Source organism: Shewanella sp. WE21 (assembly GCF_002966515.1).
Taxonomy (GTDB): Bacteria; Pseudomonadota; Gammaproteobacteria; order Enterobacterales; family Shewanellaceae; genus Shewanella; species Shewanella oncorhynchi.
In genome coordinates this window covers 4,170,504-4,183,813 of record NZ_CP023019.1, presented here as the reverse complement: position 1 = coordinate 4,183,813, position 13,310 = coordinate 4,170,504, and the positions used below count along the sequence as shown (strand labels likewise).

The following is a 13,310-nucleotide window of genomic DNA, read 5'->3' as shown; positions in this document are numbered from 1 at the left end:
ATAGCTCCACCTCGATACATTAGGAGCGACTAATGCAGGTCAAGAGAGCGAGCCTGGCACTCGGTTAAAATGAGCCTAGTCCTAGACAGAAGCAATTCACCTAAAACCGTCAAAAACCGTTTAAAACCTTAGCTTTCACCCGATTCACCGACCGCCTCAACTTAACACTAAGCAACAAATTCACGCCATTGCATCCTCAACTAGGGTTGATGCAACGACTTGCCTGTAGCCCTACTGCTGCATGGGCTAGAGTGCTCCCAACTTTTTGAGGCTATCTAGGCCGCATCGAAGCATTGCTGAGCCATAATGGGGCAAACCCTCTAGGGGCTTACAACAAACCAGTAACAACCAAGGCAAAGGAAACGTGCGGTATTTTCACTCGCCATCGTTGCACAACACGCCTATATCTGCCCGATCAATGCCGACTTCACCCACAAACATCAGCAAATGCCTGAGCGACGCTGAATTCGCGGTTATATTACTTATACCCCAGCAGCCATGACCTATTGTTTTAATTCGCAACCTTAACACCAGTCTGAACCCTGCTGGCGTGATAATACGCGCAGCACAGTTGCAGCGCTGCCAATTATTGCGAATGCTACTCGTGCTATAAAGGTGCCTCATAACTCTGCACTTGATGCAGGTACACCATTTCATCCAAGGTTTGCAACAGATGCCGATGATGATCCACTGTTCTCAATCACCTTTTGCAGCCATCACTGTGTGCATAAAAAACCATGCTTAGCACTATATCAAGTTATTCACCAGATTCTCTGAATACACCCGTCAGTAAAAAAATTTACATGCTGATGAAGTCTACATCCATTAACTATTGCCCTTATTGAATCATTAAGTCACTAATTTAAAACAAAAACACTTATTTTTATGCTGAAAACAACTCTTTATCTGATTAAATGCTGCGATAATTTTTTAATCACTTTCGTTATTTCATCAAGATTAAGGGCGCCAAAGCCAAAGCGAATGTGCGTTGCTGTCTTTTGATCACCAGCAAAATAAGTGCTTAGTATTGAGTCGCTATTCTGCAAGCCAGAGAGGTCGCTACCTTCAACTAGTTGAGAGATATCAACCCAAATAGCTAAACCACCGGTAGGTAAGGCGAACGATACGTTATTGCCGAAGAACCGGATAAATTCTTGTGCGGCATGGTTTCTTCGGTCTTTATATTCTCGCCGGACTTTTCTGATATGACGCTTTATTTCCCCCGACTCCATTAAGTCAGCGATGACATGTTCCGTTATGGTATTCCCTTGCCTATCTATCAGGACTATTTCTTGTGCGGCTCTTTCAATAAACTGAGTTCCTGAAACTAGGTAACCTAGCCTAATGCCTGGGGCCAATACCTTCGACATAGAGCCAATATGAATGACATTTTCGGAATTCGGTAGGCTGGCTAATGGTGGTATTGGATGGGTTTCATAATGAAATTCATGGTCATAATCATCTTCAATAATGGAAAACTGATAAGATTTAGATAAATCTAATAAAGCTAACCGTCGGTGCATGGGTAAACAGACAGTGGTAGGGTATTGATGATGCGGTGTGACATAAACACCCGATACCTCATGAGAGGCGAGTATTTCTCGTAAGTAGGTGATATCGAGACCTTGTTCATCTAATCGACATTTTATGACGGTAAACCCATTGGCTTCGAACGCGGCTTGCGCAGGTAAGTAGCATAACTCTTCCATGATAATGGCGCCTTTTTTCGGATCTATTATTCTAGACGCTAAATAAATCCCCATTTGACTGCCGCGAACTACACATATTTCTTGTACAGAGCAATGCATAAACCGGTCGCTAGCCAACATTTTTTGGATTGAGCTTCGCAGTTCAATGGCACCACGTGGATCGCCGTAACCAAGTTTAGCGTGCCGACTTAAATTTACGCAGACGCGTCGGTAGGTTCGAGCTAATAAATCGTACGGAATGAGCCGCACATCAGGGGTACCGTCATTGGTTATTGCAATACAATCGGCCAAAGCCAGCGCATCTGAGTATAAATTTTTCACCAATTTAGACGATGGTTTTGTTTTTTGGACCAGGTTAATCAAAGAAGCATCTGCCGCAGACAAGTTTTGCTCTGGCAATATTTCAGATACAAAGGTTCCGCTTCTAAGTTTACTTTTCAACCAACCTTGTACTTCAAGTTCTTCATATACTTGCTGCACAGTTTTGCGGTTTATTCCTAGTTGCTCAGCTAACGAACGTGAACCGGGTAACAAACAACCTGGTGTTAATCGTCCATTTTGTATGTCTGTGGTGATACGGTTCAATAACTTCGCATGCAGTGTCTTACCAACACTGTCTGCAAGTAAAAACTGAATGTCCCAAGCTTTTAACATAGATAATCACGCACTTCTGGACCCCTAAAGTTTACATTTCTGGCTCTTATTTTTAATCCAGACTATCGCTATCGTATTGCCATTGTCAAAGCAAATAGCAGAAGAGAGCTCAGATGAAGACATCCAATACGACAAAAGAAACACTGATGCAAAATGCACAGCAAGATATGCACATGCTGATTCAAGACAGCCTGTTATCCGAGCGTGAAAAACTAGCGTTAACCTGCCGAATCTTATTCGATAAAGGCCACGACGCTGGATTGGCTGGGCAAATTACCAGCCGGACAGCCGCCAAAAACACCTTTTTAACCCAAAGGTTTGGTTTAGGGTTTGATGAAGTGACTGCTGAAAACTTAATTGAGGTTGATCAAGACCTTAAACCTTTGGCGGGTGTTGGTATGGCCAACCCGGCTAACCGTTTTCATACTTGGATCTATCAAGAACATCCAGATGTAAACTGCATCATTCATACCCATCCCACCCATATTGCTGCGTTATCAATGCTAGCCGTGCCTTTGATTATCTCGCAAATGGATACCTGTGGTTTATACAACGATTGCTCTTTTGTGCCTGATTGGCCTGGGGTACCCGTGGGTAACGAAGAAGGCATACTCATTTCAAAAGCGCTAGGTAACAATCGGGCGGTATTTCTCGCCCATCACGGGCAGCTGGTGGTAGGCAAAAATATTGAAGAAGCCTGTAATCTAGCGATCTTGATTGAGCGCGCCGCAAAATTGCAATTATTAGCGATGGCGGCTGGCGAGATTAAACCGCTGCCACAGCACTTAGCCCAAGAAGCACATGACTGGGTTTCAACTGATAAACGAAATAAAGTCAATTTTGCCTACTACGCAAGACAGGCTTTAAAACATCACACCAACTGTATTTAAGGAGCATAAAAATGAAGTTAGCAGGAATTATAGGTTATCCAATTACCCCTTTTCACCATGACAACCAAACGATTGACTTTACCAAGTTAGGGATCGTTATCGATACATTGCTTAATGCTCAGGTTGATGCCATTGCGGCTTTAGGCAGTGCTGGGGAAGCTGCCTATTTGAGCAAAGAGGAATGGGAAAATGTAGCCAGTTTTACGGTTAAACATGTCGCCGCTCGAGTGCCTGTGGTGATAGGTATTGCCGAACTCACAACTGAGCAAGCAGTGCAACGCGCCAAGCACGCTTATGCTATTGGCGCCGATGTCATTATGCTTTCACCATTTTCGTATTATAAATTAAGCGAAGACGAGGTTTTTTTACATTATCAAAGTGTGTCCGATGCAACCCCGCTACCAATCATGATCTATAACAATCCAGCGACCTGTGGTGTTGATATGTCACCCCAATTTATGCTGAAAATGATCGATAAGATCAAAAATGCAACCATGATTAAAGAAAGCACCGGTGATATACAGCGGATGCATAAAATTTATCAACTCTCAGCCGGCTCTGTGCCATTTTTTAACGGCTGTAATCACATGGCTCTGGAAGCTCTTAACGCTGGAGCTATCGGCTGGTGTACCGCCGCGCCCTGTTTAATTGGCGATAAACCCAAACAATTACTTGAGGCAGTGAGAAGTGGCAATAACGAAAAAGCCAAAGCACTGTTTTATCAACAGTATGATTTTTTAGAATTCATCGTTAAATCTGGCTTGGCTGCCGCAGTTAAATCGGGTTTTGCGCTGCAAGGGAGAGACGTTGGTGGCCCACGTAAGCCATTACTGCCTTTAGCTAACGCAGCACAAGAGCAACTTAAAAAGATGTTATTAGAGTTAGACCACCTTTCTTAATCCAAAATTTCGCTGGGTATTTTGGGTCTATAACATGGCGCTAAATAAATTTAGCGCCATAGCTTTTTTCGTAAATAATAAATGTAATAAATGGGGTCAGAACAAAATTAAAAATAAATGAAAATAGTTTGAGCTATTAGTGGATGTTACTGGTTCTGTCGCAAACAGAGTGCTTGCAGCTATAATTTGAGAGCGTAAGAGCCCTCAGATACGACTATGCCGCTAAAGAATAAAATTGGTCCCATGGCGTCATCATTTCAGCCGTGTCCATTTGTCCCAACTTAATCATGGACCAAAGCTTAACACCCTACAAGGTCGATTCGGTCCTTCTCATGACTTCCTGTCTAGACATTGATGCATTTTTCTTTTCACTTTTAGGTGACTTTGCCCGACAATAATATTTAAATATTCAACGGCAATCACGGCAACGCCAAATAGTTCACGGATTTATTCAACAACGCCTACCGAATTGCTTACTAGTATATTGCGAGCCTCGGTCACTGTGAAATACCAACCCTCTGGCCGGTTGGCGCAGGTTGTAGGGGTTTCATTAATGCCTTAGGTATCAAATCCGTGGTCATGCGTTTGTCTATGTGCCATCCCACAATCCGGCGTGAATATAAATCCATCACCACTGCCAAATACATCCAGCCTTCACCCGTCTTTAAATAGGTCACGTCACCCGCCCAGACCTGATTAGCCGATATTGGATTAAAGTTCATGTTTAATAGGTTATCAGCCACTACATCTGAGTGTTTTCGCTGTGTCGTCGCCTTGTAAGCGCATCGCTGGGTTGCTTTGAGTCGAAGGCGGTGCATAATTTTACGTACGAGATAGCGACCAACTTAGTAGCCTTCATTGCGCAATGTCTTCACCATTTCACGATTCCCTAAGCTGCCTCAACTTTGCTTAAATAGCTGTCGAAAAAGGCGATAAAGCTTCAGTGTTTCAAGGCTGATCACGTTTGTAGGGCGTTTATGTCAATCGTAATAGCCCGACTTACTGACACTCATTACTCGGCATAACAGTGCTACGGGAAACAGGTTGGATTGCTGTTTGATGAAACTAAATTTTACTTCATTTCTCTCGCAAAGAAGGCGCTTGTCTCGGCGTGCCTCTTGGGTATTTTTAGAATTCCTTTCTCCATGCGTAATCCTTTGTTTTATCTACGTAATCGCTTCAACTCATCACATTCAGACTCTGCTAATGTGATGCCTTGCTGCAAGGCTTCGTGATTTCCCCTCCAGTTGTAAAGCAGGCTCGTGCTAACTCGAAGAGACTTTGCTGCATCAGCAACACTATAACCTTGCTCTAGCACCATCAAGACGGCTTCATCTTTAAATGCCTGCGGATAACTCTTATGTGATTTTTCAGACTCATATAGACTTCTTAATTTATTGACCATACTGTCTCAAAATTAAGCGTCCGATGGGATTAGACCAGAGCAGTACTTGATAACCAAGTGCTTGAAATTTTCTTTCCCAGAATGCGCTATTCCACAGGCCTCCATAACAATAAGGCTACCTTCGGGGAGTTGTCTAATTTTATCGAGCAGCTTTTTTCTGTTAACCATTTTGTTACTCATGATTGAGTTATCCATAAGACAAACACAAACTTGAAAAATATTTTTGGCTAAATCGATACCAATAACTTTAATATCCATGATGAAAACCTCCTGAACTATTTGTCAGCTTCAAGCTTGGCATAATACTGTAAGCTGAGGTGCTGAGGTGCTAAGGTGCTAAGGTGTCAATTACATCACGACAGTAACTAGACCGTAGTAAAATACATAAAAACTTACATTCTCCTGGTTTTAACGCATAGGCAATAGTTGTGACTCAGTTCTCTTTCCCAACACATTTAAGTAAAGCAAAGCATTTAATAAAATAGCTATCCCTTAAATGAAGTTTAAAGTTAAAGGAATAGCTCTAGTCAGCTTTTAATTATAAATAATATTATCTATATTGGTTGTTATAAATTGTAATATTTCCATTGTTACCCTTAAATTGTACTTTAGCATAGCCATAGCTTTGTTAAGTTAGATTTAATTTAAACTAGACGATGTTGTCGCCTCATTCGCTAAAAAAATAGCTGCAAAGAAACCCATTTTTTAGAAATCTGTATGCACGTTTTGGTTGAAACAGCGATTTAGCTCCGCTATTTGATCATTGTTCTTCGAAATGTTCAGAATGCTCTAGCCATAAACCATTAATAATACCAAAGGCACAAGCCAATAATACTCCAAGAACCCAACAGAAATACCACATGAATTATCTCCTTTAATACAGCAATGAGCTGTTGTTTCGAATATAGTTTTCATCTAAACGACCGAACATTTTGTAGTAACACCAAATAGTGTAACTGAGGATCACGGGTAGCATAATGATGGTAACAATCGCAATGATATTAAGTGTTTTTTGGCTTGATGTAGCATCCCAGATGGTTAAGCTCTGCGAGGGGACTAAACTTGAAGGCATAATCATCGGGAATAAGGCAACACCTGCCGTCAAAATAATGCATGCTATCGCAGTACTAGAAAATAAGAATGCTTTACCAGAAGCGTATCTTTTGCTTGCCCAAATTGATGCTAATAAGCAAGTAATACCTGCACATGGGATAAGCCACAATAAAGGGTGTTCAAAATAGTTATGCAATAAACGGTGCGCTACACTGATCACTTCCTTATTTAATGGATTTGAAGCTGCATTGGTCAGTATTGGGCTAACAATAAGATAACCAGCTGTTTGAGCTGCGAAAATACCACCAACTAAGAATAATAATAATGTGATTATGCCACTAATGATAGCAACTTTATGGGCGCGTAGACGTAGGTCATCGGCAGTTTTAAGTTGCAAAAACACAGCACCTTGGGTGACAACCATCGCAAGACTCACTAAACCACAAATCAGTGGAAAAGGTGTCAACAGCTCCCAAAAACTCCCTTGGTAATCGAGCATGAGAAGATTATTAAGCTTAAACGGCACTCCAACCAATAAATTACCAAAACCAATCCCAAAGATTAGTGGAGGCACTATACCACTCAAGACAAGTGCACTATCACAAGCCTTACGCCAAGATGGATTATCAATTTTTGCTCGATAATCCATGCCAATGGGACGCAGCCATAATGCAGTAAGCAGTAGTATCATCGCCAGATAAAAGCTTGAAAATGCCGTGGCGTAGACGAGTGGCCAAATAGCGAAAATTGCGCCTCCTGCCGTAATCAGCCACACTTGGTTACCATCCCAATGAGGAGCAATACTGTTGATCATAACTCGCCGCTCGACATCTTTACGCCCTAAAATAGGCAGTAACGCAGCCACGCCCATATCAAACCCATCAGTAATGGTAAAACCAATCAACAAAATGCCTATGATTGCCCAAGTGAGCAGTCGTGCGGTTTCGTAATCAAACATCATATTTTCCTTCGTGTTGCGCTTTGAGTAACGTTGAATGAAAATTTTGTACTTCAAAGTGATAACGTCCTGTATGAAGTGCACTTGGGCCACGTCGTGCAAACTTCACCATTAGGTACATTTCAGCCCCTAAGAATAGGGTGTAAAATAGATATACAGAACCAAGTGAGATCCAAAGATCGCTCAGTGATAAGTTAGAAACAGCCATATTAACGGGAAGAACTTCACCAATTGCCCAAGGTTGACGACCAAATTCAGCCACAAACCAGCCTGCTTCACTGGCTATCCAAGGTAGTGGAATCGCAAATAGAACGACGCGTAACAGCCAAGGTTGTGTGCCTATTCTTCGTCTACACACTTGAAGGAAGCAAAAACCGATCACTGCAAACATGGTAATGCCACACACCACCATAATTCTAAAACTCCAAAACAACGGAGCTACTTGTGGGATGGTGTCTTTCGCCGCTTGTTTAATCTGGCTTTCAGTCGCGTTAGTAACGTTATCGGTATATTTTTTCAGTAACAAGCCGTAACCTAAATCACGTTTGATGAAATTAAACTCGGCAATGTTTTGTGTCGAATCATTACCACTGCGTAACTCTTCCAGTAATCCATACGCTTTCATACCATTTCTAATACGCCGTTCGCTGCGCGCCATTAGCTCCTTCAACCCCACTACTGGCTCATCAAGTGACCGTGTCGCGATAATACCCATCAAATAAGGAATCTTAATCGCATAGTCGGTATGCATGGTTTCTTGATTCGGTACCCCAAATAGAGTGAAGGAAGCGGGCGCTTGCTCGGTATCCCATTCTGCTTCGATAGCCGCAAGTTTGACTTGCTGCACTTCCCCAAGTGTGTAGCCAGATTCATCACCCAACAACAAAGTCGCTGTGATGGAAGCCATACCAAAGGCACAAGCAACCGCAAATGAGCGGCGAGCAAATGGCAAATCACGATTCTTCAAGATGTAGTAAGCGCTGATGCCCATAATAAACAACGCACCAGTGGTGTAACCGGCAGCAACTGTATGTACAAACTTAACCTGAGTTACTGGATTGAAGATAACTTCTGCAAAGTTTGTCATTTCCATACGCATGGTTTGATAGTTGAATTCAGCTCCAACTGGATTTTGCATCCAGCCATTTGCCATCAAAATCCATAACCCAGAGAAATTTGATCCCAGAGCAGTAAGCCAAGTGACACTCAAGTGTTGTCTTTTAGAAAGTCGATCCCAACCAAAGAAAAACATCCCAACTAGCGTTGACTCAAGAAAAAATGCAATCAACGCTTCTATAGCAAGTGGAGCCCCGAAAATATCACCTACATAATGGGAGTAGTACGCCCAATTGGTACCAAACTGGAACTCCATCGTGAGCCCTGTTGCGACACCAACAGCAAAATTAATACCAAATAATTTCCCCCAAAATCTCGTCATGTCTTTATAAACGGTTTTACCGGTCATGACGTAGAGTGATTCCATGATCGCAAGTAAAAATGATAAACCAATAGTTAAAGGGACAAAAATAAAGTGGTAAAGGGCTGTACTAGCGAATTGGAACCGTGATAATTCCACTACATCTGTAAACATAAAGTCCCCTCTCGCCACCAAGGTGGCAAGTAAGATAATTAAGTATGAGTGTACTTAGTTAGGTATTAAGCTTTTTGAGGCGTACGAGTGAAAGGTTTTTTTAACCAATAATCCACGCTAACGTAGCGGCCACCACCGTAGATGAAAAGCACCATAAGCATTACAAAGTAAGTGGCCGCAAATTCCATTCCGTTATTAAGCATCACAGGATCACCCAGTTCGGTAATGTAGTTATATCGACCAGGAAAATTCACTGCTAACCATTCAATAAATCCATTCAGTCGCAGTGTAGCCTCCATACTGCTAGTGGCAATAGCATCCCAACCATGTTTCCAGTGAACCATTGCACTGGCGACACTCATGAGTAAAATCATCGGAATCGCCATGATACGTGTAAACAAGCCTAGCGCGATACAAAAACAGCCTATTACTTCTGTTGCGGCCGCTAAGAAAGCGAGCAACTCAGGAAAAGGCAAGTTCAAACCGCCATCAGCGGTAGAAGCACCAAACCAGGCAACAGAACCAGCAAACCCTAAAACCTTAGATTGAGCGCCGACGAAAATAACAGGAACAAGAAAGAGCCGAATGGCAAGTAGTACTATAAAATCAAATCTCTTACATTTTTCGACTATAGCATCGTACCAATTAACAAATACGTTAATCATATTGTTTCTCCTGATATATAAAGGCCTATGAGTCCATTTTGATAAAACTCTTGAACCCAGGTCAAAACGTGAAATGTAGACAGATGTTGAGTAATCTGTTGTTGAAGTTGAATAAAGGTCAGTCTAGGGCTATGTTGGATCATCTGAATAATTGCAATATCAACTTCTCTCAGCTTTTGTGAAACAACTTGATGCAATGCATTTCGAAATACTCCATAACATGCAGTTTGATGTTTATTCGTCATAAAAGTGACCGAATCGGAATTAATTAAAAAAGGAACTTTGACTAACTTTAATGTTGAATTAAGTAGTATGTAGAATTTATCTGGTCGAGCGTCTACCTCATCCCACAATACGTTGGGTATTACTAACTCAGATACATCAATTTCAGTACTAAAAATGATCCATTCATATTCGATTATCGATATCAGTTCTGCTGTTAAATGACAGCCCCGATTATCAAGGACTCGCTGATGAATAAATTTGACAAATTCAGTCGCGATATGGTGAAACTCTGGCTCTGTCGCTCCATGCATGAATAACCATTCATCAACTAACGTATATACCGTTGACTCTGTCAGCTGCGAGCAAAACAGCGGAAAAGAGTGAGTGATAACTGAGTACAAATTACTACGGATGAACTCTTGATAACGGCACGGTAACTCCCTTTGCAAGGAGGGAGTGCGAATTGACTTTGTTAACGCTTGCATCTGTAGGCTCATTTTCACCGGCGGTTTAAGCATGCGCTGCGATCTCCAAATGGGCAATTGGCTTAGGGTTAACGATATCTAGATGGATAGATCTTAACTCCTCAGACAATATCGACAGCGGAGGAACATTGTGGTCACGCTCTAACAGTAATGGGCGATTACCGTGAAGAGTGTAGGTATAACGAGCCAGATCGATAACTTCCTTTTGCACCGGTTTACCATGAGTATCAAGCAGAAAATCTTCCCGTTCCTTTAAGTGGCCTGCAATATGGTAATAACAAATAGCCTCACTGGGTAATGTAGCTAGCATGTCAAACGGACAGTTTTGATGATTCCGACTATTGACATAAACGTTATTAATATCAATTAATAACTGACAGCCACTACGAGCGGCAATCTCTGCAATAAATTCTCCTTCAGGGATCTCATTACCGTAATCGTGATAGTAAGAAATATTTTCCAAGATAAGAGGACGTTGTAAAATATCTTGAACTTGTTGAATACGTTCAACTAAATATGCAATATTCTCTTGATAACGGGGGATAGGCAACAGTTCATACAAATAACCCTTAACATCACGAGAGAAACTCAGGTGTTCACTATAAATATCAATATTAAACTCGTTGAGAAAGGTTGCAATTTTTTGTACAAACACTTTATTTATCGGCTGGCAATCACCAATTGATAAGCTAAGTCCATGAGCCACTAAGGGAAATCTTTTAGCTATTTCCTGTAGTTGTTCACGTTTGAGACCTCCGATATTCATCCAATTCTCAGGAGCCAATTCCAGAAAATCAATATCAGGATAACTTTGACATTGGCATAAATGCTCTAGATGTTCACTACGGAGGCCAATGCCTTTTGCAGTGCTCGCTATTGTCCGCATACACCACCAGTAATCTTGCTGTTAACAAGAATAATGGACTCAGTTGATGGCGTTATACCTTCTGCGGTTAAGCCACACTTTCCATCTCGAGCACGCACCAAACGATCTTGAGGATCAGTTTTCAAATCCTGTTTTTCGAAGCGTTTTTCGGTACCACATTTACCCGCAGCACATTTTCCACCATTTTGAGAGGTAGCCTGTACACTAACCGGAACATCACATTTAGGGTTTGCCCATGTCATTCCAGAGTGAAGGACTATGGCTGATGTTATAGCAATAGAGAGAGTCATTTTACAATTCATTGGTTATCTCCTTAACGGAATTTACTGGATAGCTTGCGAGATCACGGCTTGCGATAACTTTACCGTGATATAATTCTTGTATTATCTTCATCGACTCTGATTGGTGCTTGAGACTCACCCCCATCCAATGGTTGAGAACAAGCAATTTAGGATTAACTTGCGCTGCAATTTGTCCAATAATTGATGGTTTCCCGTGCATAAAAGCTGATACTTCATCTGCACTTTCGTGGACAGCCATCGGCATCATCAATATGTCAGCACTTTTTGCAAAATCGATAAACGCTGGATTGCTGCCATTTTGGTCAGCCGAAATCACAATGACTCCCTTTTCACTTTCAATTCTATATGCAAGACAAGGTACATCACCGTGCGGAATACCTAGTGCATATATAGTTAAACCATCTTGCTGGTATACCTTAGTGCGCACAGTAGTTTGATAAGGCACATCTGTTATCGTGACAGGAAACAAACCATCGCTCCCATCATATAAGCCATTGAGATAGGCATATGCACCGTCTTTGCTATTAAATAGTGCGTCCATATAGCCAGAGAGACTAGGGAAAGCAGAGCCAGCTTCAGGGCCAGCAATATCGAGTGGATCGATACGATTAAAAAAGTAACCACCTTTAAGCAATGCGGGAAGGTCTGCAACGTGATCAGTATGAAAATGTGTAATACCAAGAAAATCCAAATCTTCCAATTTTGCAGTAGATTGTCCAAAACGAAGATAAGCGCCACCTCCAGCATCAATCATTATCTTAGATCTTCCTTTCCACCAGATAACTTCAGCAGAAGATGATCGTAGATCATCAGAGATTGGTCCTCCTGAGCCTAGAATTTGTAATGTAAACTCTTTATCAAGCGGCTCTAATGAAATTGCGTAACTGCTCGCTGCAGTACACGATAGGCCAAATGCAATAACTAAAGCTTTGAGTGGTTGTTTCATGCTGACTACCTTTCAATTTTATTTGTCATGGTGTTTTATAAACCGAAAACGAAAAATAAATTTGCAAAGAAAGTGCAAAGTTTTTGATTCAGGTCAATATACTGGTAGACGATATGCCTTAAGGCACTGGAGGGCAATCTTGATATTCTTATCTTATGATTCAATAAATTTGAACAAAAAGACAAGTATCGAGCATTAACTCAGCAAGGAGGATGATTGCTCAGTTTGAAGAAAGGATATATCGGGCTATCGAACTATAACTCGTTGATTCTAAAAATTAAATAGTTCGATCCATAAAGAAATTAAGCAAGTTCTAACAAGAAAAACTATCAGACTTTTATCTTAACCGCATTTATTGAGCTATTAATTTCTTGTAGTTAAAACTATCTCGTTTGTGAATATCACACGCTTTAGCCTCAAATTGCCTCCTAGTTCAACAGGACCCAGGTAAATTAACCTGAGACCAACTTTCATTAGGAAAAGCACCTTGAGTCTTCGTTCACCTCTTAAATTAGCAGTACACTACTTGCCCAATGGGCAAGGATATTATCATTTACCAATGAAACTATTACCCTTTGAAAGCTTTTCAAAGTTAAGAGATTGAGTCATATGTCATCCCTGATTTTATATTTTTACTGAGAT

11 protein-coding genes and 3 pseudogenes are annotated in these 13,310 nt (G+C 41.4%); 2 read left to right on the top strand and 12 right to left on the bottom strand.

Going from position 1 to position 13,310, the window contains the following annotated elements:
* Positions 1 to 902 precede the first annotated feature (902 nt).
* On the bottom strand, positions 903 to 2,363 hold the full coding sequence (locus CKQ84_RS18730) for a PLP-dependent aminotransferase family protein (protein ID WP_105252353.1): 1,461 nt from the start codon (positions 2,361 to 2,363) through the stop codon (positions 903 to 905).
* A gap of 113 nt (positions 2,364 to 2,476) precedes the next feature.
* Between CKQ84_RS18730 and CKQ84_RS18725 the strand changes: the two genes are divergently transcribed.
* Both CKQ84_RS18725 and CKQ84_RS18720 read left to right on the top strand, forming a co-directional pair.
* Positions 2,477 to 3,253, top strand: a complete 777-nt coding sequence (locus CKQ84_RS18725) for an aldolase (protein ID WP_105252352.1) — start codon at positions 2,477 to 2,479, stop codon at positions 3,251 to 3,253.
* 11 nt (positions 3,254 to 3,264) lie between these two features.
* Positions 3,265 to 4,152 (top strand): dihydrodipicolinate synthase family protein, encoded by an 888-nt coding sequence (locus tag CKQ84_RS18720; protein WP_105252351.1) that lies wholly within the window; start codon positions 3,265 to 3,267, stop codon positions 4,150 to 4,152.
* A gap of 214 nt (positions 4,153 to 4,366) precedes the next feature.
* On the opposite strand, the pseudogene CKQ84_RS24060 reads toward CKQ84_RS18720, so the two are convergent.
* From CKQ84_RS24060 to CKQ84_RS18665, 11 genes and pseudogenes are all read right to left on the bottom strand, one after another.
* Positions 4,367 to 4,590 (bottom strand): annotated as a pseudogene (locus CKQ84_RS24060) (IS6 family transposase); the annotation flags it as partial.
* Positions 4,591 to 4,612: 22 nt separating this feature from the next.
* Positions 4,613 to 5,557 (bottom strand): annotated as a pseudogene (locus tag CKQ84_RS18710) (IS3 family transposase); the annotation flags it as partial.
* Positions 5,558 to 5,578: 21 nt separating this feature from the next.
* A pseudogene (locus CKQ84_RS18705) lies at positions 5,579 to 5,815 on the bottom strand (IS110 family transposase); the annotation flags it as partial.
* A 502-nt stretch (positions 5,816 to 6,317) separates the two neighbouring features.
* Positions 6,318 to 6,419, bottom strand: coding sequence for a cytochrome bd-I oxidase subunit CydX (cydX, locus tag CKQ84_RS18700; RefSeq protein ID WP_105252350.1), 102 nt, complete (start codon positions 6,417 to 6,419; stop codon positions 6,318 to 6,320).
* Between the two features lie 12 nt (positions 6,420 to 6,431).
* Entirely contained in the window at positions 6,432 to 7,568 is a 1,137-nt protein-coding gene (gene cydB / locus CKQ84_RS18695) for a cytochrome d ubiquinol oxidase subunit II (RefSeq protein WP_105252349.1), read from the bottom strand.
* On the bottom strand, positions 7,561 to 9,159 hold the full coding sequence (locus CKQ84_RS18690; protein WP_105252348.1) for a cytochrome ubiquinol oxidase subunit I: 1,599 nt from the start codon (positions 9,157 to 9,159) through the stop codon (positions 7,561 to 7,563). Before CKQ84_RS18690 ends, cydB begins: the two co-directional genes overlap by 8 nt.
* A gap of 65 nt (positions 9,160 to 9,224) precedes the next feature.
* On the bottom strand, positions 9,225 to 9,824 hold the full coding sequence (locus CKQ84_RS18685) for a DoxX family protein (RefSeq protein WP_105252347.1): 600 nt from the start codon (positions 9,822 to 9,824) through the stop codon (positions 9,225 to 9,227).
* Positions 9,821 to 10,534 carry a putative DNA-binding domain-containing protein gene (locus CKQ84_RS18680; protein WP_216822564.1) on the bottom strand — a complete coding sequence of 238 codons (714 nt, stop codon included), beginning with the start codon at positions 10,532 to 10,534 and terminating at the stop codon, positions 9,821 to 9,823. The genes CKQ84_RS18685 and CKQ84_RS18680 overlap by 4 nt, the downstream gene beginning before the upstream one ends.
* Positions 10,535 to 10,559: 25 nt before the next feature.
* Entirely contained in the window at positions 10,560 to 11,420 is an 861-nt protein-coding gene (locus CKQ84_RS18675; RefSeq protein WP_105252345.1) for a DUF692 domain-containing protein, read from the bottom strand.
* Positions 11,408 to 11,722 (bottom strand): hypothetical protein, encoded by a 315-nt coding sequence (locus CKQ84_RS18670; RefSeq protein ID WP_105252344.1) that lies wholly within the window; start codon positions 11,720 to 11,722, stop codon positions 11,408 to 11,410. Before CKQ84_RS18670 ends, CKQ84_RS18675 begins: the two co-directional genes overlap by 13 nt.
* Positions 11,712 to 12,668 (bottom strand): MBL fold metallo-hydrolase, encoded by a 957-nt coding sequence (locus CKQ84_RS18665; RefSeq protein WP_105252343.1) that lies wholly within the window; start codon positions 12,666 to 12,668, stop codon positions 11,712 to 11,714. The genes CKQ84_RS18670 and CKQ84_RS18665 overlap by 11 nt, the downstream gene beginning before the upstream one ends.
* Positions 12,669 to 13,310 lie beyond the last annotated feature (642 nt).